The organism is Clostridium frigidicarnis, assembly GCF_900111985.1.
GTDB lineage: Bacteria > Bacillota > Clostridia > Clostridiales > Clostridiaceae > Clostridium_Z > Clostridium_Z frigidicarnis.
In genome coordinates this window covers 26,305-47,675 of record NZ_FOKI01000005.1, presented here as the reverse complement: position 1 = coordinate 47,675, position 21,371 = coordinate 26,305, and the positions used below count along the sequence as shown (strand labels likewise).

The following is a 21,371-nucleotide window of genomic DNA, read 5'->3' as shown; positions in this document are numbered from 1 at the left end:
TAAGACTCAATATAATAAAATTTTAGGTTTATAAATATAGGATATCCAATAATATATTTAAATATATTATTGGATATCCTATATTATAATTTAGAGTTAAAATATTAATATATGTATAAGGCACATTCAAAAAATAACAAGTCAGTATGCTAGTCTATTTTGTGCCATACTGTGTCAGCGATAGTAGCCCATAGCCTTATGCTATGAACTAATATCACTTCCTTGTTTGATATAAAATATACATGTCATCTTGGACTTGTTATTTTCTTTCATGTGCCTAATATAAAAAATAGTAAGTTAAGATGTTATACTTAGGATATGATAAAGTTTGATGAAAAAATGAGTATAAGTTTGACATTGATATATATAAAGAATAAAATTTAATTAATATAAAATTATGAATGGAGATATAAATTATGGATGATATTAATTTTTATACAAAAGGAGAGGAAATTGCTAATGCAATTACGCATGGAATAGGTACGTTACTTGCAATAGCAGCAGCAGTTTTGCTTATAGTATTTTCAGCACAATCTCATGATACTTATAAAATAGTAGGATTCACAATATTTGGCATAGCTTTAATAGAACTTTATTTAGGGTCAACCCTTTATCACAGCATAACAAATAAAAAGGCGAAAAAAATCTTTAGAATAATAGATCATTCATCAATATACTTTCTAATAGCAGGAACATATACGCCTTTTACACTGACAGTTTTACGTCCAACCGTAGGATGGTGGATATTTGGAGTAGTATGGGGACTTACTATAGTAGGGATAGTACTAAAGGCAGTTTGGTTTGAAAAATTAGATAAGGTAGCCACACTTCTTTATAATGTTATGGGATGGTCAATAATATTTGCGATTAAATATCTTGTTGCAGCCATAGCTACTCCAGGTATAGTCTTATTGGTTGCTGGTGGTTTGTTTTATAGTTTGGGATGTATATTCTTTATTAAAGATAATTGGTCATATAATCATGCTATATGGCATTTGTTTGTTATAGCGGGAAGTGTTTGTCATTTTTTCTGTATACTATTATATATATAGATTTTTTATTAGTTAATGATATAGAAAAACATACATGGTAAAGCATGTATGTTTTTCTATATGTGATTATATACTTTGGATATGATTAATTTAATAGTATATTAAGAAGTTTTTCAATTTTAATATTATTCTTTAGGGATTGTATAATAGAGGTTCACAGAGAGAATATAATAAAATCTTAAAATATTAGTTTTCATTAAATATCATAGTAATACTAATATTAAATAAGAAGTTTAAGGTTTAAAGAGAAAAAAATATATGGTAGAGTATATTTATATGAATTGAGTGTAGAAAAGAGGGGATATTTAGTGACAACATTATATTTAACAAGACATGGAGAAACTATTTGGAATATAGAAAAAAGACTTCAGGGATGGGGAAATTCACCACTTACAGAGCTTGGAAAGAAACAAGCTGAAAGTTTAAGAGATAGACTTAAAGATATGAAAATAGATATTATATATTCAAGCCCAATAGAGAGAGCGTATAATACTGCAACAATAGTAAAGGGAGAAAAAGAAATACAATTATTAACTCATGATGGACTTAAAGAGGTGAATTTTGGTTCTTGGGAAGGCATGACATTAGATGAGATTGGAGAACACAGAGAATATAAAGATCAACTTTATAACTTGTTTAATAACCCTAAAAAATATACTCCCTTTGATGGAGAAAAACTTAATGATGTAAAAGAAAGATGCCACAATGCAATTAAAGAAATTTTAGAAAACAATAAGGGCAAAAACATACTTGTTGTAACTCATGGTATGACATTAAAGCTTTTAATGTTATTATTTGAAGAAGTAAATGAGGATAAAGAGTTTTTGCAGAATGTTATGGGACAAGCTACATTAACAAAAATAGAAGTTAGTGATGAGGGGATGTATAAGGTTATATTAAGAGACGATAGAAGTCACTATAAAAAAGATTTTATTATAAAAGGATGGTAAAAATAATACACTTGGTATAAACCAAGTGTATTATCTTATAGTTATGTATTTAATTACATAATATGAGATGCAGATTTTACATTAGATAATTCAGTTTGGTTTTCTACAAGCTCTAATGCGTCGTCAGTAAATTTATATACTTCCATATGAGAAGTATCATTTTCAGGACACATTATAACGTAGTCGCTTTTATTAACTAAAAGATGTTCTTTAACAGTGTAATTAACTAGATTTCCATCCTCATCTCTAAAAGAATAAACCTTTCCTTTCATAATAAACACTCCTTAATTAAGATTACCCTAATATATTGTGTAATGTAGAAAGATTTTATTAATAATTAAGCACATTAAAAAAAATAACAAGTCAGTATGCTAGTACATTTGACTTGTTATTTTCTTTAATGTGTTTTATCTTTTCTCAATTGGCTTACAAATTATCTCATCTATTTTAGTTTCAAGTATAGATGAAGCATGGCTTGGTCTTATAATTATAGCAGTATCAGCACCATATGAGCTACCACCTATTGCTATAATTGGTTCGTTATAAGGTATTAAATTGCTATCTAAAGCCATAATAGAAATTTCTGTACAAACCTTAACGCCTTGACCAAACATTCTTAATGTATAAGCTATTATTTCAACTGGAGATATTCCACCAAATTTTTTGCTTAATCCTCTTTCAGCTCCACTTAAAACATGAGTGGTAGTTAAAACCTTAATGCCTTTTTCCTTTAACAAAGTTATAGATTCTTCTGGCATATCCATAGAACCATTTTCACGAAAACCATTTGAGTGGGATACACAAACTATATCTAAGTCCTTTTCATTAGAAAGTTTTAATGCTGTGTTTCCAGAAGAAGAGGCAACAACTATATTTTTAATATTTTTTTCCTTAGCAGTTTTAATTGCTAATTCTAGAGTTTTATCTGTATTATCTTTTCCAACTTTATCAAAATACATAAAATGTCCTCCTAAAATATATTATCTTTAATAATATATTTCTTAAGAGTAGAATAAAAATCCTTTAAAACATATAAATTTAATAAATATTTTATAAAAGTTGGATATTGTTTTCATTACATAAACTTAAAATTTCTTCTCCCCAAAATGATGATTGAACTTCTCCTATATGGGCTTTTCTTAAAAAGAACATACATATTCTTGATTGACCTATTCCACCACCTATTGTGTAAGGTAGTTTACCTTGTAATAACATTTGGTGAAAATTAAGATCTTTTCTTTTTTCTAATCCTCTAACTTTTAATTGTTTTAATAAAGCATCTTCATCAACTCTTATTCCCATAGATGATAGCTCCATAGATCTATCTAAAATAGGGTAGTGGAAAAGAATATCACCATTTAAAGTCCAATCATCATAGTCAGGAGATCTTCCATCATGAGGTTTTCCTGAAGTTAAACTTCCACCTATTTCCATTAAAAACACAGCACCTTTATCTTTACAGATTGCATCTTCTCTTTCTTTAGGAGTAAGGTATGGATATAGATTTTCTAATTCTTGAGAAGTTATAAAATGTATATTTTCAGGAAGAATTGGTTTAATGTCTTCATATTCACTATGAATATATTTTTCAGTATTTTTAAATACTTCATATATTGATGTCACTATACTTTTTAAGGTGTCTTTCTTTCTGTCTTCTTTAGAAATTATTTTTTCCCAATCCCATTGATCAACATATATAGAATGAAGATTATCTAAGTCTTCATCACGTCTTATAGCATTCATATCTGTATATAATCCTTCTCCAATATTAAAACCATATGTTGAAAGAGCAATTCTTTTCCATTTAGCTAGAGAATGAATTATCTCAACTTCAGTGCTGTTATCTTCTTTTATGTCAAAGGCAACAGGTCTTTCAACTCCGTTTAAATCATCGTTTATACCACTGTTTCTTTCAACAAATAGTGGAGCTGATACTCTTATTAAATTTAACTTCTCAGATAAATCTTTCTCAAAGTAGTCCTTTAATTTTTTTATTGCTATCTCTGTATCTTTTAGTCCTAAAGTTGTTTTGTAGTTTTGTGGTATTATTTGTGGTGTCATTATTATTCCTCCATTTACTTAAATAGTATTTTAATTATTTGTTTTAATAAGGTTTTAATAAGTACTAGCTAGCTTAAAATTCTATAAAAAAAACTCCTTCATCCTATAAAAATTATAGGACGAAAGAGTGTTATAACCTTCCGTGGTACCACCTATGTTAGCAAAAATGCTCACTTTATCAGTACGGAACATAGTAATAATATATTCGATACTGTCCTAAGTATAACGGTTAGGTTCCGTCCAAGTCTACTCTGGTATTAAACCATTTTGGTTGGAAGCTCCAGGATGTTCTTCATTATAGGTTTCGTGCTAATCTCTCACCATCATTAGCTCGCTTTGACTAAACACATATAAGTACTCTTCCTATCAATGCTTTTGTATTTATATTTGTTTAAATATTATATTAAATTTATGACAAAGTCAATAGTTATTTTTGCCATTTATAAGAATTATGCAAGATTATCAAAATAAAACATCAAAAATTTCTAAATTCACAACTGGTTATATATAATATAAATTTAGCATAAAAAATATACACAATAATATGACTGTATTTTGTCAGTATATAAAAATGCCTAAAAATAAAATTGTAAAGACTTTATTAGGTGAGTTTATTTTTGAATAAATATGTGTGGTAATGTTAGATTTTTTAAAACGAAGATAAAAAGTATTTATTATATAATATTTTAACTAGAAAGTATTATATTTTCTATAAATGATATTGAAAACAGACACTTAATTATAATATGTTAAAAATCATAAGGTAGTTTAATGTCTATCTGTAAGATAACAATACATTGAAAAAAATATGTATTTATCATAAAATTAAATAAAATAAAAATTTTGGAGGCAGAGGATGAAAAGGATTTTATTAACTGGAGGAGCAGGTTTCTTTTGTACAAGATTTACTGAAAGATATAAGAATGAATACGAAATATTATCATTAGGTAGACAAGATTTAGATATAACAGATGTGGACAAGACTAAAAATATTTTCAATAGTTTTAAACCAGATTATGTAATACATGCAGCAGCTATAGCTGTGACAGACTTTTGTAATAAGAATCCAGAAATAGCTTATAAGATAAATGTTGAAGGATCTGTAAATATAGCTAAAATAACTAAGGAAGTAGGGGCAAAACTTATTTTCATAAGTTCTGAACAAGTATTTAATGGAAATAAAGAAAGAGGACCTTATGATGAAAATCATAAGCCAGTACCAAATACTGTTTATGGGGAGAATAAGTTAGAAGCTGAAAAGTTACTAAAGGAAATAATAGAAGAGTTATGGATAGTAAGATTTACATGGCTTTTTGATCTTCCACAAAAAGGCTTAAATATGGCATCAAATATAATTTGGGAAGTAGTCTCTTCTTTGATAAAGGGGGAAGAAATAAAAGCATCTCCTGATGAGTTTAGAGGGATGACATATGCTAATGAGATGGTAGAAAATTTCAAGAGAATCTTTGATATACCTTATGGAACATATCATTTAGGTAGCAAAAATGATTTTAGTAGATATGAAGTTGTAGAACATATATTAACCACTATGGGACTTCAACATAGAATAAAAGATGTTGTTATTAAAGATAGTGAAAAATATAAAGATTTACCTAGAGATGTAAGGCTAAATACAGATAAAGCAGAAAACTATGGATTGAAATTCTCCTCAACTAAAGAGGGATTAAGCAAATGTATACACGATTATAAATTGAAATTTTAGATATCATTAAGAGATAAAATGATTTTAAAAGATAAGATTCAGTAAAAGTATATTTTTGACACATATCATAGCAAAAAAATAAATATAATATAAAAACACATAGTATAGATTAAATGCTATGTGTTTTTATATTATATTTAAACTTTTAACAAAGAATCATCTATTGGAAAAGTTAAACTTTTATGAAGAAAATTGTTTGAAAATATTCAATAAAAATTAAAAATCTATTAATAAAACATAGTAGTGTTAATTACCAATATAGGAATATTAAGATTAGGTTAAAAAAGGTTATATATAATTTAACTTGAAAAAAAATTGTGATATACTCGGAATTAGGTATTACAAAATAAGACAAAAATTTTTTTGCCATAGGGAGATGGAATTATATGTTCAACTTAAATCCAAAAGAGGATAAATTTTATAAAATGTTCTCAGATGCCTCAAAAAATGTATATGATGCCGCAATACTTTTAAGAAAATCAGTTGATTTCCTAGAGAACAAAGAAATAGAAGTTAAGGATATAGAAAGGCTAGAACATAAAGGGGATTCTATGGTTCATGATATAATTCAAGAACTAAATGTCTGTTTTATTACACCAATAGATAGAGAAGATATATATGCTATTGCAAAGAATATGGATGATATATTGGATTTAATTGATTCAACTATGCATAGATTTGTTATGTTTAATGTTGATGAGGCTACTAATGAATCTAAGGTTTTGTGTGATCTTATAGTTGATGCAACAAGAGAATTAGTAGACTTAATGAATGAATTAAAATTAATGAATAAGAGTAATAATATAAACCAAAAGATAATAAGTATAAATAAAATCGAAAATGAAGGAGATACATTCTTTAGAGATACAGTTGCTAAGTTATTTAGGAGCGAAACAGATACTTTAACAATTTTAAAATGGAAAGAAATATATCAAATGTTAGAGGATACAATTGACAGCTGTGAAAGAGTTGCTAATATAGTTGAAGGAGTTGTCATGAAACATGCATAGTGCTATGGGTATAACAGTATTTATAGTAATATTAGCTTTGGCTTTTGATTTTGTTAATGGATTTCATGATACTGCAACAGCTGTTGCCACATCTATAACAACAAGAGCTTTAAAGCCTAAACCAGCTATTTTATTATGTGCAGTTTTCAATTTTATTGGAGCTTTTTTAGGTACAGAGGTTGCTAAAACTGTTGGAGATAATATAGTCAGTCATACTGTAACACCACAATGGGTTATTATGGCTGTTTTAATATCATCAGTAATTTGGAATCTATTAACTTGGTATTTTGGAATACCAAGTAGTTCTTCTCATGCTTTAATTGGAGCACTAATTGGAGGTGCTATAGCATATAACCATAGCTTAAATGTTGTAAATTGGTACAACCTCTTCCATAGTGTTGTGTTATGGCTTATTTTATCGCCTATAATAGGATTTATAGCAGGATATATTTTAATGATTCTGCTAAATTGGGTATTAAAACCTTTCAAAGTGCATGTTGTGAATAAAGTTTTTTTAAAACTTCAAGTTGTAGCAGCTGGCTTTATGGCATTGAATCACGGAGGAAACGATGCACAAAAATCTATGGGAATTATAACTATGGCGCTTTTAAGTGGAGGATTCATAAGTGAATTTAAGGTTCCAGTTTGGGTTATATTTAGTTGTGCCTTAGCTATGGCATTAGGTACATCGATAGGCGGAAAAAAAATAATAAAGACTATGGGAAGTGGAATGGCAAAGTTAACACCAGTAAATGGATTTGCAGCTCAAACAGGAGCAGCAACAGTCATTTTGGGAGCAACGTTATTTCATGCACCAGTTAGCACAACTCATATAGTTACCACAACTATAATGGGAGTTGGGGCATCAAAAAGATTTAAATCTGTAAAATGGGGAATTGCAAAGAATATAGTTTGGGCATGGGTTTTAACAATACCTATAACAGCATTGTTTGCAGCAGCAGTAGTGTTAATAGGAAAAATGTTTTTTTTATAACTATTAACTAAAATAATACTGTGTTTTATAAGAAAAAATAACAATTGATATTATACTATATTATTTAGATAAACATTTGAATTTAATAAGAAATTAATATATATAAATCTTTATGAATAAGTATTCGTAAAGATTTTTTTTTGGTATAGAAAAATAAAGAAAAAGCTATTTTGGCAGAAAATATATCTAAATGAAAAAATAGATATATTTAAAATACAAAATTTTAATAAATAAGCAAAAATTTTTGCGAAAAATAAATATAATAGTTAAAATTAAAAAAAAAATCACGATATATCTAACAAGAAACGATTCTGATAGGAGGGTTTTTATGAAAAAGAGACTTAATATAAGAAAAGAAATAATTAGATTATGTATATTTACCTCTGTGATACCATTAATAATAGTAGCTTTATTTAATTTTTATACAATTAATCAAAGCATAAAAAGAGATGTTGAAAATATAAGTAAAAGCAGTTTAAGTATAGTTGGTGAAGCATTTTATGCCGAGTATAAATCATCTATTGATGATGTTAAACTACTGTCAAATGAAGAAAATGCAATGGGGAGTTTAACAAATGCTAATAATGAAGCAGGTTGGTTTGAAAAAACATTAAATAATTATGTTAGTAAAAAAGAAACTACATTTTCAGCGTATGTAGGTTTTGAAAATAGTAGTCTAATAGTTGCTCCTAAAGAAAACAGGAGCTCTGAGGAATATGATCCAAGAAAAAGACCATGGTATAAAAATGCAGTAGCAAATAAAGATACTGTAATTGTAAGTGATCCATATGAAGATATAGCAACAAAAAATATAATTTTAACATATTCTAAAACTATTTTAGATAATAATGGGCATGTTGTAGGAGTTATGGCTTTAGATAAGAAATTAGATTCAATAGTTTCATTGGTTCAAGGATTAAAGTTAAATAATAATGCCCATGCTGCACTTATAACTGAAAATGGATTTGTTATAGCAGATAAAAATAAAGATAATATAGGAAAAACAAAAGATGATATTCCTTGGGTAAATGATGTAGTAACCCTAAAGGATGATCAAGTTCAAGATATAACAGTAGGAAATGAAAAATATTTAGTTTCAAAAAGTAAATTAAATGGAACCTCCTTAGTTATGGCCAATTTTGTTCCAAAGAGTGAAACTAATAAAATATTATATAAAACTATGACACTTCCTATAGTAGTGCTTATAATAATATTAGTAGTTGTAATGATACTAGCTAGAAAAGTATCAGCAAGTATATCTAATGGGATAAGAGATTCTGCAAATGTATTAAACAAATTAAAAGATGGAGATTTTACCGATAAGGCATTAATAAAGAATAGTTATAATGAAGAAGTTTATTTAATTGTAACATCAGTAAATTTATTAATTGATGATATGGCTAAGGTGCTTAATGGGGTAAAAGAAGCAGCAGAAATAGTACAAACAGGATCCGAGTCATTAAGTTCTATTATTGATGAATCTTCAAAGGTTGGAGAGGAAGTTGCAAACTCTGTACAACAAATAGCAGAAGGTGCAGTAGATCAAGCATCTAGATTAGATGAAAGTGTAAGAACAACAGAAGAATTAGGAAATGAAGTTAATAAATCTAAAGAAAATTCAGAAAAAATGCATGAGGTATCAATAGAAGTTGAAAATGCATCAAAAGATGGAGTTGAAGCTATTAGTACATTAATAAAAAATTATGATATTAATGAAGAGGCTAATGAACATATAGCAGAGAAGGTTTCAATATTAACACAAAAATCAGATGAAATTGGTATGATAATAGACACAATAGAGTCAATAACAGAACAGACAGGGCTTTTAGCATTAAATGCAAGTATTGAGGCAGCTAGAGCGGGTGAGGCTGGTAGAGGATTCTCAGTTGTTGCTGATGAAGTTAGAAAGCTTGCAGATGAGTCATCCAAATCAGCTAAGGAAATAGGAAGAGTAGTAAATGAAATTAAAGATAGTATAACAGGACTTTATAAGGAAACAGAAAATACTAAAAAGTTAAATGAAATAACTAATAATAGCATAAATGTTACAGAAGAGAAGTTCAAAGAAATAGTAATGAGTATAGAAAAATTAAAATATAGTATAAGTGATGTGGCAGAGTCATTACATCATATAGAGGAAAGTAGAGATAAGTTTTCTAATGAAATATCAGGAGTTGCATCAGTTGCTGAAGAGACAGCAGCAACAAGTGAAGAAGTTAGTGCAGCAACTGAAGAACAATCAGCAGGTCTTCAAAATATGTATGGAGAAGCTCAAAGGCTTAAAGAGTATGCTGATAATTTAAATGATTTAGTAAAAGGATTTAAACTGTAAAATAGATTTCAAATCAACCATTTGGGAATGGACTTAATTAAATTATGTAAAAATGAGAGGGTAATATGAACAATTACCCTCTCATTTTCATTGCTTTTATAAAATTTATAGACTAAAAATAAAAAAATACAAAAAAAATTATAAGATAAATGTTAAAAAGCAAAAAAAAATATGTTAATTAAGTTGAATTTACATAATTTATTAAATGTCCTTGAAAGCACCATATAACTATAGTATTATTTTTATAAAGAAAATATTGGATTATAAATGAATCACTTGATTTAATTGTAAAAAATACAATTGAAATTTAAATTGTGATATAGTATAAGTATAATAAAAAAACCTAATTATATAAAATATATAAATATTTTCTAACAATATTCAAATAAACGGGTAATTATAGAAAGAATTTGCAAAAGTGGGGGGATATCATGGATTATTATGTATACGATGTATTTAAGGATCTTTTTAAAAGAGGTGAAAAAACTAGTCTAGATGATGAATTTATATTTGATATAGATAATTGTAGTCATATAGACAAATTAATTAAACAATGCAAAGATCATGATGAGGGAATTAAGGGAATTAAGGGTTATATAGAAGTAGATGAAAAAACTTATAAGGCTAAAGGGCTTGAAAATTATAACATACATGCTTACTTTAATATGATTAAGGATAGTATAATGCTGAAGATTAATAATGATGAGTTTGCAATGGGAAAAAGTATAAGAATACATGTGCATGCAAATCCTAATAATGACAATTTTAAAATAGCAATATGTAAATCATAATAATAGATATTGTTATAACCTATTTCATTTAATAAGAAATTGTTTTAAAAATAAAATAAATTTTTTAATGTTGTTAAATTATAAGCACTAGATTTTTCTAGTGCTTATAATTTATTTCATAGTAAGCTTAACAATGATATCCTCATATTTAGGATAAGTTTTTAATAAATCATCTCTTTTAAATAACTCAAAATCTTTAAAATCAAATCCAGGAGATACCATACAACCAACCAAAGAAAAACCTTCATTATTCATAGCTGATCCAAAAATATAATTTTTAGGAACTAATACTTGAGGTTTTTCACCTTTTTCAATATTAAGTCCAAGTTCTTCAGTTATAAGTTCTCCAGTGGGAGTTATCATGTAAATTGTTAATGGGGAACCTCCATGATAGTACCACATTTCATCAGACTTTAACCTATGGAAGTTAGAAACTTCTCCATTTCTAAGTAAAAAGTAAATGCTAGTCCATAGAATTCGTTCACCATCAAAATCAACTTTAAGTTCAGAATCTGAAATTTTTTCTGAAGAAGCATATGGCGATTTGTAGAATCCTCCTTCAGGATGTGGAATCATATCTAAGGTTTTAATAAAATAATCTGCTGAGTACATATAAACTCTCCCTTCTTTAGTGTTTCTTATCTGATGGATAATATCTGTAACACATCCATCCTCTTGTATGGTGGCGGTTAACAGGTGCGATAACCATAGATCATTTTTATTAATATTATCACAAATATTAATAGAATTCTATTAATGTTTGTTAAAATAAGAATTTAATATGTATAAATGAGAAATACTAATTGTAAGTTTAGTAAATTAAGAATGGAAGATTGAAAATGATGGATGTTTTTTCACTTTGATAAAAACTAATAATTAACTTTCTAATATTAGGTAATAATAAAATTTACAAATGAGAAAGGATGGTATTATTTAAGATGAATAGTAGTAGTGTAAAGGTGATTCCTTTAGGAGGAATTGATGAGATAGGTAAAAATATAACTGCTATTGAATATAAAGACGAAATAATTGTTATAGATTGTGGAGCAGGATTTCCAGATGAAGAAATGTATGGGGTAGATTTGGTTATTCCGGATATATCATACTTACTTGATAACAAAGATAAGGTAAAAGGATTTTTTATAACTCATGGACATGAAGACCATATAGGAGCATTACCTTATGTATTAAAACAATTAAATGCACCTGTGTATGGAACAAAATTAACTTTAGGAATTATAGAAAATAAACTTAAAGAACATAATATAATTTCAGAGTGTAATCTTAATAGTGTGAAAAATAGAGAAATTATAGATGTAGGAACATTAAAAGTTGAATTTATAAGGAATACACATAGTATCTCAGATTCATGTTGTATAGCAGTACATACACCAGAAGGAATTATTCTTCATACAGGAGATTTTAAAATAGACTATACACCAATCGATGGATTAGTTATGGATTTAGAACGTATATCTAAATTAGGAGAAGAAGGGGTTCTTTTGCTTATGGCGGATAGCACTAATGTAGAGAGAAAGGGTCACTCTATGTCAGAGAGAACTATTGGAGAAACTTTTAATAGAATATTTGATAAAGCGGATGGAAGGATTATAGTAGCAACATTTGCCTCAAATATTCATAGAATGCAACAAATAGCAGATGCATCTATAAGTAGAGGAAGAAAAATTGTTTTTAGTGGAAGAAGCATGGAGAATATATCTAATGTAGCTATGGGATTAGGATATTTAAATATACCAGAGGATTGTATTATAAATGTAGATGACATGAAAAATTATTCAAATAATGAGATAACAATAATAACAACAGGAAGTCAAGGAGAGCCTATGGCAGCTCTTGCTAGAATAGCATTCTCAAATCATAGAAAAATTTCAATAGAAAAGGATGATTTATTCATTATATCAGCATCACCTATTCCAGGAAACGATAAGATGGTATCCAAGGTTATTAATCAACTATTCAAAAAAGGTGCTGAAGTTATATATAAGGATTTAGAAGATGTTCATGTATCAGGTCATGCATATCAAGAGGAATTAAAACTAATACATACTTTGGTGCATCCTAAGTATTTTATGCCTGTCCATGGAGAGTACAGACATTTAAAACAACATGGAGATTTAGCACATAAGTTAGGACTTAATAATGAAAATATTTTCAAATTAGATACTGGAGAAGTCCTTGAACTAGAAAAAGACAAAGCTAATGTATGTGGCAAAGTAAGAACTGGTAAGGTGTTTGTAGATGGATTAGGTGTAGGTGATGTAGGAAATATAGTACTTAGAGATAGAAGAGCACTTGCAGAAGATGGAATGCTTACAGTAGTAGTAACAATAGAGAAAGAAACATACAGCATAGCATCTGGACCAGATATAATAACAAGGGGATTCGTGTATGTAAAGGAATCAGAAGAGCTTATTAAAAAGGTAAAAGATATTGCTAGAGATGAATTAGAAAAATGTTTAGATAATAAAATTGTTGAGTGGTATGTATTAAAAACATCTATGAGAAAAGCCATAGAAAAATTTTTGTATGAAAAAACTAAGAGAAGACCTAATATTATTCCTATAATTATGGAAGTTTAAATTAAATTTATAAATACATTATTAATTAAGCTAGGCTTATTTATACTTAAATAGGTCTAGTTTTATTATTTTCAAGAAAGCTTTTAAGGTGAGGTTATTAAGGTTACAAAAAATGGGATTTGTGATAAAATTAATTTGTAATATTTGTAAGGAGGGTTATTATGGTTAATATTGCTGTATGTTACGAGAACAAAGAAGATTTATATTATATGGCTAAAGTGATTTACAATAGCTTCAAAAATAAGGGGCATAATATAGAACTAGATGTGTTTTATGAAAGTGAGAGAATAATGAAATCATATGATAATACCGAATGCATTTATGATATTATTTTTGTTGGTGTGAATATGGCTACAAATAATGGGGTTAAATTAGCTGAGCATGTAAGAAAAAAGGATAGTAAGGTTATATTAATATTTTTAGGTACTATAAATGAAGACATAGTTGAAATTTTTAAATATAAACCATTTAGATTTATACGAAAAGATCATATAAATAAAGATATAGATGAGGCCATAAGTAGAATTACAGAAGAATTACAAGAAAAAAATGAGTATTTTTATTTTAAAACAAAATATGAAAAAATTAGGGTTAGAACAGAGGATATTGTTTATCTGGAAATTTCAAATAGAAAACTTAAAATTAAAACTATGAACAATTGTTATATATCTAACTTAAGAAAACTTAAGGATATTGCAGAGAAGTTAAAGGATAAAAATTTTGTAAAAATTCACAGAGGATGCTTGGTGAATGTAAAATACATTAAAAGTATAAGTAAACAAAACATAATTTTATATGATGCAGAGGAATTAATAGCAAGTAGATACAGAATAGGAGATATAGAGATGGCATTTGGTATATAAAAATATATAACTATTAAATCAAAAAAATTAACTATTCAAACATTAAGTACCTTTTTAAATTTATATATGGTATATTTTAACAAAAGATCGTGATTATATCTAAAACATATTTTAATTATAAGGTTGGTTATGTAAGTGGTTGTATATTGATTCAACCTAAAGTGATTAACTTATTATAAGATTTAAAGGGAGGAACATAAATGAAGATATCAAAGTATAATTTCTTTTTACCTTATGAGAGTGAGAAGGAAAAGTATATTGCCTATAATTCTTTAAGTAACTCTATGGCTTTAATAAATAAAGATGACTATGAAAAATATAGAGGACTTGCTGAAAATGATATTAAGATTAATAATAATGAATTAGTAGAACAGTTAAAATTAGGAGGATTTCTAATTGATGATGAAATAGATGAAAAAAAACAAATACAATTTAATATGTATAAGAATAGATTTGAAAATGACAAATTATCTTTAACATTAGCACCAACATCTGATTGTAATTTTAGATGTATTTATTGCTATGAAAAAGATAATATAAAAAATACCTATATGAATAAAGAGACCCAAGGAAATTTAATTAAACTAGTAAAAAATTATTCAAAAAAAATTTCTCATTTAAATATAGGATGGTATGGTGGAGAGCCATTGCTAGCAATGGACATTATTGAAAATTTAAGTAAAGAATTTATATCTATATGTAGAGAAAACAATATATCATATTATGCCTCAATGGTGACTAATGGATATAATTTGACTAGAGAAAATATAGAAAAAATTAATGAATTTAAAATATCACTATTACAAATAACATTAGATGGAGATGAGAAGACCCACAATAGTAGAAGGTTCTTAAAAGGTGGACAACCAACCTACAGTAGAATAATCAATAATATAATAAGTAATAAAGAAATTTTACCTGAAACAGCTATAAGAATAAATGTTGATAGTAATAATTCAAAAAAAATTAATGATGTAATTAATATCTTGGTTGAAAATCAATTGCAATCAAAAGTCAAGCCATATTTGGGGCATGTTATCAACACAAATGATTGTTATTCAGATAATAAATGTCTTAGATTTTCAGAATATTGTGACTTGGATTATGAGTTTGAATCATATCTTATTTCAAGAGGATTTACCAAAGCAAGCACAAAGAGATATCCTCAAAGAATAGGAACAGTCTGTGCAGCTGATACATTTAGTTCTCATGTTATAGATGCAAATGGAGATTTATATAGATGTTGGTCTGATCTTGGAGATATTTCGAAAAAAGTAGGTAATGTAAATAATAAAGAAGATATTAAGGCAGATAGAAAGATAATAGACTTTATGATATATGATCCTACAGAGGATGAGAAATGTAAGGAATGTAAACATCTGCCTATATGCATGGGTGGGTGTCCTATGAAGGTTAGAGATAATATTGAAGATAGATGTTCTGATACTAAATTTAAGCTAGAGTCATATTTAAATAATGTTGTTAAAGAATTAAAGAATACAAAATAAATTGGTTAATCATTACATTTAGTATTGATTATAAATATTTTTAAATGGGAGGTACGTAAATGGAGTATTTGGTAAAAGAAAAAGACAATAATGATAACTTTGGAATGGTGATTGCATTTAGTAGCTCAAGTGCAACTGATGGAGGAGGAGGAGGAACAGATTGTCCTAGATTAGGATGTTGTCCACGTGGAGGACGTTCAATTCCAATAACAGATGGATTATAATTCATTAAAAAACACTTTAATAAGACATATAAAACAAAAAAATATAAGGAGGTAGAATATGGAGTATTTAATAAAAGAAAATGATAATAAGGATAATTTTGGCATGGTTATTACATTAGAGCATACATGCCCAACAGATAATTGTGGAGGTGGGGCAACAGAGTGCCCAAGACTAGGATGCTGTCCACGTGGGGGACGTGCAGTTCCACCATGGGAAATATAAATAGCTAGAAAATTAGGAGATGTAGCCTTTTTAAAAGGGCTATATCTCTCTTATTATATTAAGAGATTAAATTATTTCTAAAGTTGAAGGTGGGGTATAATGAAAGTATTTAAATTCTGTAAAAAATACATATTACAGTACAAGACCCAAACATTAATATATGTTTTTTTAGGATGCTTATTAAGCATTTTATCAATAGCCACACCATATATATCAGGAAAATTTATTGATAATCTAATAACGGGAGGAAGCTTACAAAAAATATATATGTTTTGCATACTATTTGCATGTATAAGTTTAGGAAGAGTTATTTTTAGTTACATATCCAACATAATAGGAGCTAAATTAAAAACCTTAATGTCTTACGAATTAAATGCATATATGTTGAATCATATAAAAAAGTTGCCTTTATCATATTTTAACAATGTGAATGCTGTATATCTGAACCAAAGAGTTAATATGGATGCTAACAGTTTAATATCATTTGTTCTTACATCTATCGTTGATATACTGTATAACCTAATTACGGTAATAGGAGTTAGTGTATTGATTTTTGAAATAAATATAAAACTATTCATTAGTATAATTGTGCTAATTTGTATTTATTTTATATCATATAAAGCTTTTAAGAAAACTTTATATAAAAAAGGAATGAACTTTAAGGAAAATCAAGGAGAATTTTTTTCTAAACTAAATGAGCAATTATTCCAAGTTAGATTTTTAAAAATAAATTCCTTGGAAGATAGGTTAGGAGAAAAATTAGATAATAGCTTTGTGAAATTTTTTAAGTCTGTAATGGGCTATCAAAGAATATCCTACTTTTTTTCAAGTTTTGATAGTATAATAATGGCTTTAGCACAAATTAGTTTGTTTTTTATGGGTGGTATAGAGGTTTTTTATGGAAGAATAACTATAGGTGTATTCACTATAATTATTAATTATTTTTCTATTGCGTTAAATTCAGTTAGATATTTTTTCAATTTGGGAAAATCATATCAAGATAATTTAATTGCTTATGATAGAATGCTGGATATATTAAAAATTCCACAGCAAAGTAATGGGACAGAAGTGATTGAAACTATAGGAAATATCAATGTAGAAAATTTGACATTTAATTATGGTAGTAAGAACATATTTGAAAATGTAAATTTAAAGTTTTGTAAAAACAATATATATTGTATGATGGGCAAAAATGGAATTGGAAAGTCTACTTTAGTTAATATTATAATGGGACTATTTGTTAATGAATATAAAGGGAGAATACTATATAACAATTTAGATATTGACAAATTAGATATGGTCAGTGTTAGGAAAAATTTATATGGGGTTAGTGAGCAAGAACCTATTTTGATAAATGATACTATTTATAATAATATCATCTTAGGAGTAGATACAAATAAGGATGAAGAAATAAAAATACTAATGGAAGTTTTAAATTTAGGTAAATATATAGAGTCATTACCTTTAAAAATGAATACAATTGTTAATGAAGATTGTAGTAATTTATCAGGGGGGGAAAAACAAAAATTATCAATTTTAAGAACATTACTTAAAGATCCAGATATATTAATTTTAGATGAGCCAACATCAGCATTAGATCATGATACAAAAATCAATTTAATAAATTATTTGAAGAGTATAAAGGAAAAGAAAATAATAATTGTTATCACCCATGATGATTGCATTAAAAATGAAGCAGACCATGTTTGGGATTTTAATAAGTGTTTAAATGAAATCTGCAGTTGAAAAAGTTTAAGCTATCACTAAATTTAGCGATAGCTTAAACTTTTTTAATAATGTAATTCTATTATAGCTTTAAATAAATCTCCATCAAAATCAATGTACATAATGCCACCATGAAGTTCAACTATACTTTTTGCTATAGCAAGACCTAACCCATTACCTTCTATATTTGAATTTCTAGATTTATCCCCACGAGAAAATCTTTCAAAAATCTCCTCTTTATCAAAATCTAGATGAATAGAAGATGTGTTTTTGAAGAAAATTTTAATTCCATTTTTAGAAGGTTCAATTTCTACAAAAACACGGCTATCCTTTAAAGAATATTTTAAGGTATTGTTTATTAAATTTTCAAATACACGGGACATTCGATTTCCATCTAAATTCATTTCTATTATAGGCTCAAAGGATTTTAATAAAAATGTAAGGTTTTTACTACTATAAATTTCAGTGTCAGAATATTCAGCTATAGATTGATTTAAAAGCTCAACTATATCCACATTAGTTTTGTTTAAATCCACTTTACCACTATTTATTTTTGAAACTTCAAATAGATCCTCTATTAGAGTCTTTAGTTTTAAACTCTTTTTGTTTAAAATGTTAAGATATTCAGTTTGTTTCTCTTCAGTAATATCATCTCTTAATAATATATCAGTATAGTTTATTATAGATGTTAAAGGAGTTTTTAAATCATGGGAAACATTAGCAACTAATTCACTTTTCATTTTTTCATTTTTTATTTGTTCTTCAATGGATACTTTAAAACCTTTATTAATTTTATTTATATTTTCAGCTAGAGATAGCAATTTTTTATCCCCTTTTTCCTCTATCATGTAATCTAAGTTACCGCTAGTTATTTTATCAGCACCCTTAATTATTAAATCTAGATACTTACAAAATTTAATGAAATCAGGTATTACAGATATAAAATTAAACAGTATAACTATTAAAGAGAGGAGGGCTAAAGGAGAGGGAATATAACGATAACCATAACCAATATATAAAATTAGTATAATACTAAAATTTGCACACATTGATATAATAAAAAGTGTAAGTTTGAATAATGTACTTCTTTTTTGAAAGGAAAGTTTTATAGCTTTAAATGATCTGAAAATATAAGAGCTTTTCAAATTATTTATTAAATTTCTAATACCAATTTTATAAATAATAAATATATTAGCTATAAATAAAAGACCTAAGATAACTGCTACAATTATTAGAAACCTTAAAGAGTCTTTTTTAGAATTAAGAAAGCTTTCGTTGACTGATATGGATTTTTTAATATTATTAGATGTATCATCAAGAAGCTTAGATAGTATAGGTTTTGATTCGTCAGTTAATTTATATTCTTTAGGAAGCCAATAGGCTTCAACATAATTGTTAGCATTCATAATTGAATATGTTGAATATTTAGCAGTAGGAGATGTTCTGGAATCATAGGTTATATAATACCATTGAGCCATTGAATGAATATAATTAAATAGGTTACCATTCTCTATACTATAAGAATTTATATTTTGTGATATACTGCTTATATTTTCAAAATCATTGGTTATGAAAGTTTTAGAACTTTTATCTATTATTATATATTTTACTAAGTTATTGTATAAGAAATCTTCATTATTAGAACTAAATTTTTTGCTTAAATCATTTAATTCAGATTGGGATTTTTGAGATAAAAGACTTAAGTCATTAAAGTTTTTATATATATCTATATTGGTATTAGTAGCAAATTCTTTTATCCACAAATCATATGATATAGATAAATTGTCATTACCGTCCTCTATACTAGAAAGCTGACGGGTCATGTCATCTAATGAAGAGGTAGTGTTTTGTATGGTGTTATATGTACGATGAAGACTACTTATAAAGCCATAAAGTAAAAGTAATAAAATAAGTGGGAAAATTAAAATAAAGGGAGACAGTATTTTTGAAAATTTAAATAGTTTTTTCTCATCACTTTTCGATTTTGTATCCAACTCCCCACACCACCTTAACATATTTTGGGTCTTTAGTATTTATTTCTGTTTTTTTTCTTATTCTTCTTATGTGTACAGAAATAATGTTTTCAGCATTATAAGCAGGTTCATTCCATACTCTTTCATATATTTCACGAGAAGAAAACACTCTACCACGATTTTCAGCTAAAAGCAATAAGATATCATATTCAAGAGGAGTGAATTTAACCTCACACCCATCTAAAGTTATAATATGACTAATTTTATCAATTACTAAGCCATTAACCACAACAAGATCATTAGAACTTTGTGACTCTAAATCACCAAGTTTTATATAACGTCTAAGTTGAGACTTAACTCTTGCTACTAGTTCCAATGGATTAAATGGTTTAGATACATAATCATCTGCTCCTATGTTTAATCCTAGAATTTTATCCGTATCTTCACTTTTAGCAGATAACATAATTATAGGTATATTTCTTTGTTCTCTAATTTTCATACAGGTTCTTATTCCATCAAGATTAGGCATCATTACATCTAAAATAATAACATGTATATCATTAGTCTCTATAAGGGACAAAGCCTCAAGTCCATCACAAGCCATAATAATCTCAAGATTATCTATACTTTTTAGATAAACCTCAATAGCATCCCGTATTTCTTTTTCATCATCAACAACTAAAATATTATACTTACTCATAAAAAATACTCCTTAAAAATTTACTTATACATGAAAAAACTAAAAGGTTCTTTAGCATTGCCTTTAACCTCTATATTTTTTGTTATATTTCTTAAATGATAAATCATATTATCATAATCTTTTGATTGATTATCACATACATAGGCATAATCATATTTATTTTCATCTTTCCAACCCATAAATACATAGGTATGAGTGGGAATACCCCTTTTATTTAATTTTTCGTCTGTAGTAAAACAGATATCTCCAGGTTTGAGTTTTTTATAATCAGTTTCTTTTTTCCAACCATTCTTTTTCATTATATCTAATATTTGTGATGTATTACAAATTTCATGATTAATTTTTTCACCATTTGTACGCAAAACTTCAGATATAAAATACACACATGTATTAGAAGAATCCCCATTGTTAAGGTTAACAGCAGTATTATAAACTTTAATTCTATTTTCTCTAACATTCATTGAGGTATATATTTTTTGTCCAAGTTTACTAGGAGCTTTGTGTTCAGAAGAAAATTTTTTTATTACATACAATGTAGTTAATAAAAGTACAATAGAAATAATTACTATTATTATTTTTTTAAAATGCCTTTGGTTTAAAGTTTTCAATTTCATATTTCTGCCTCCTAATATACATAATTAA

General features: G+C 27.0%; 20 protein-coding genes and 1 other annotated feature. Of the genes, 13 read left to right on the top strand and 7 right to left on the bottom strand.

Features of this window, described 5'->3' with window-relative positions:
* Positions 1-416: 416 nt before the first annotated feature.
* Together trhA and BM119_RS03970 are read left to right on the top strand one after the other, a co-directional pair.
* Entirely contained in the window at positions 417-1,052 is a 636-nt protein-coding gene (gene trhA / locus BM119_RS03975) for a PAQR family membrane homeostasis protein TrhA (RefSeq protein ID WP_090039110.1), read from the top strand.
* A 308-nt stretch (positions 1,053-1,360) separates the two neighbouring features.
* Complete coding sequence (locus BM119_RS03970) at positions 1,361-2,002, top strand: histidine phosphatase family protein (RefSeq protein WP_090039108.1); 642 nt, start codon at positions 1,361-1,363, stop codon at positions 2,000-2,002.
* A gap of 53 nt (positions 2,003-2,055) precedes the next feature.
* Here BM119_RS03970 and BM119_RS03965 read toward each other — a convergent pair whose 3' ends face one another.
* From BM119_RS03965 to asnA, 3 genes are all read right to left on the bottom strand, one after another.
* Positions 2,056-2,274, bottom strand: a complete 219-nt coding sequence (locus BM119_RS03965; RefSeq protein ID WP_090039106.1) for a hypothetical protein — start codon at positions 2,272-2,274, stop codon at positions 2,056-2,058.
* Between the two features lie 135 nt (positions 2,275-2,409).
* Positions 2,410-2,961 carry a pyruvate kinase alpha/beta domain-containing protein gene (locus tag BM119_RS03960; protein ID WP_090039105.1) on the bottom strand — a complete coding sequence of 184 codons (552 nt, stop codon included), beginning with the start codon at positions 2,959-2,961 and terminating at the stop codon, positions 2,410-2,412.
* Between the two features lie 91 nt (positions 2,962-3,052).
* A complete protein-coding gene (asnA, locus tag BM119_RS03955) occupies positions 3,053-4,063 on the bottom strand; it encodes an aspartate--ammonia ligase (protein ID WP_090039103.1) in 1,011 nt (336 codons plus the stop codon).
* A gap of 112 nt (positions 4,064-4,175) precedes the next feature.
* Positions 4,176-4,442, bottom strand: a binding site (T-box leader).
* A 477-nt stretch (positions 4,443-4,919) separates the two neighbouring features.
* On the opposite strand from asnA, the gene BM119_RS03950 reads away from it, so the two are divergent.
* The 5 genes from BM119_RS03950 to BM119_RS03930 all read left to right on the top strand — a co-directional run bounded on the left by BM119_RS03950 (position 4,920) and on the right by BM119_RS03930 (position 10,913).
* Positions 4,920-5,786 carry an SDR family oxidoreductase gene (locus tag BM119_RS03950; RefSeq protein ID WP_090039102.1) on the top strand — a complete coding sequence of 289 codons (867 nt, stop codon included), beginning with the start codon at positions 4,920-4,922 and terminating at the stop codon, positions 5,784-5,786.
* Between the two features lie 386 nt (positions 5,787-6,172).
* On the top strand, positions 6,173-6,796 hold the full coding sequence (locus BM119_RS03945) for a DUF47 domain-containing protein (RefSeq protein ID WP_090039100.1): 624 nt from the start codon (positions 6,173-6,175) through the stop codon (positions 6,794-6,796).
* Positions 6,789-7,790 carry an inorganic phosphate transporter gene (locus BM119_RS03940; RefSeq protein ID WP_090039098.1) on the top strand — a complete coding sequence of 334 codons (1,002 nt, stop codon included), beginning with the start codon at positions 6,789-6,791 and terminating at the stop codon, positions 7,788-7,790. The genes BM119_RS03945 and BM119_RS03940 overlap by 8 nt, the downstream gene beginning before the upstream one ends.
* A 328-nt stretch (positions 7,791-8,118) precedes the next feature.
* Positions 8,119-10,122 (top strand): methyl-accepting chemotaxis protein, encoded by a 2,004-nt coding sequence (locus BM119_RS03935; protein ID WP_090039097.1) that lies wholly within the window; start codon positions 8,119-8,121, stop codon positions 10,120-10,122.
* Between the two features lie 431 nt (positions 10,123-10,553).
* Positions 10,554-10,913 carry a hypothetical protein gene (locus BM119_RS03930; RefSeq protein ID WP_090039095.1) on the top strand — a complete coding sequence of 120 codons (360 nt, stop codon included), beginning with the start codon at positions 10,554-10,556 and terminating at the stop codon, positions 10,911-10,913.
* A gap of 111 nt (positions 10,914-11,024) precedes the next feature.
* Here the strand turns inward: BM119_RS03930 and BM119_RS03925 are convergent, their stop codons facing one another.
* Positions 11,025-11,525: a cupin domain-containing protein gene (locus BM119_RS03925; protein WP_090039094.1), complete on the bottom strand. Its 501-nt coding sequence runs from the start codon at positions 11,523-11,525 to the stop codon at positions 11,025-11,027.
* Between the two features lie 326 nt (positions 11,526-11,851).
* Between BM119_RS03925 and BM119_RS03920 the strand changes: the two genes are divergently transcribed.
* The 6 genes from BM119_RS03920 (at position 11,852) to BM119_RS03905 (ending at position 18,077) form a co-directional block, all read left to right on the top strand.
* Entirely contained in the window at positions 11,852-13,513 is a 1,662-nt protein-coding gene (locus BM119_RS03920) for a ribonuclease J (protein WP_090039092.1), read from the top strand.
* 161 nt (positions 13,514-13,674) lie between these two features.
* Positions 13,675-14,376 carry a LytR/AlgR family response regulator transcription factor gene (locus tag BM119_RS03915; RefSeq protein ID WP_090039091.1) on the top strand — a complete coding sequence of 234 codons (702 nt, stop codon included), beginning with the start codon at positions 13,675-13,677 and terminating at the stop codon, positions 14,374-14,376.
* A gap of 200 nt (positions 14,377-14,576) precedes the next feature.
* A complete protein-coding gene (locus tag BM119_RS03910) occupies positions 14,577-15,884 on the top strand; it encodes a radical SAM/SPASM domain-containing protein (protein ID WP_090039089.1) in 1,308 nt (435 codons plus the stop codon).
* A gap of 59 nt (positions 15,885-15,943) precedes the next feature.
* Positions 15,944-16,108, top strand: a complete 165-nt coding sequence (locus tag BM119_RS19755; protein WP_177199305.1) for a hypothetical protein — start codon at positions 15,944-15,946, stop codon at positions 16,106-16,108.
* A gap of 58 nt (positions 16,109-16,166) precedes the next feature.
* Positions 16,167-16,331, top strand: coding sequence for a hypothetical protein (locus BM119_RS19750; protein ID WP_177199304.1), 165 nt, complete (start codon positions 16,167-16,169; stop codon positions 16,329-16,331).
* Positions 16,332-16,430: 99 nt separating this feature from the next.
* A complete protein-coding gene (locus tag BM119_RS03905; RefSeq protein WP_090039088.1) occupies positions 16,431-18,077 on the top strand; it encodes an ABC transporter ATP-binding protein in 1,647 nt (548 codons plus the stop codon).
* A gap of 44 nt (positions 18,078-18,121) precedes the next feature.
* Here BM119_RS03905 and BM119_RS03900 read toward each other — a convergent pair whose 3' ends face one another.
* The 3 genes from BM119_RS03900 to BM119_RS03890 are packed head-to-tail and all read right to left on the bottom strand — an operon-like array spanning position 18,122 to position 21,343.
* A complete protein-coding gene (locus BM119_RS03900) occupies positions 18,122-20,050 on the bottom strand; it encodes a sensor histidine kinase (protein WP_242948311.1) in 1,929 nt (642 codons plus the stop codon).
* Positions 20,028-20,729 carry a response regulator transcription factor gene (locus BM119_RS03895; protein WP_090039084.1) on the bottom strand — a complete coding sequence of 234 codons (702 nt, stop codon included), beginning with the start codon at positions 20,727-20,729 and terminating at the stop codon, positions 20,028-20,030. The genes BM119_RS03900 and BM119_RS03895 overlap by 23 nt, the downstream gene beginning before the upstream one ends.
* A gap of 20 nt (positions 20,730-20,749) precedes the next feature.
* A complete protein-coding gene (locus BM119_RS03890) occupies positions 20,750-21,343 on the bottom strand; it encodes a hypothetical protein (protein WP_090039082.1) in 594 nt (197 codons plus the stop codon).
* Positions 21,344-21,371 lie beyond the last annotated feature (28 nt).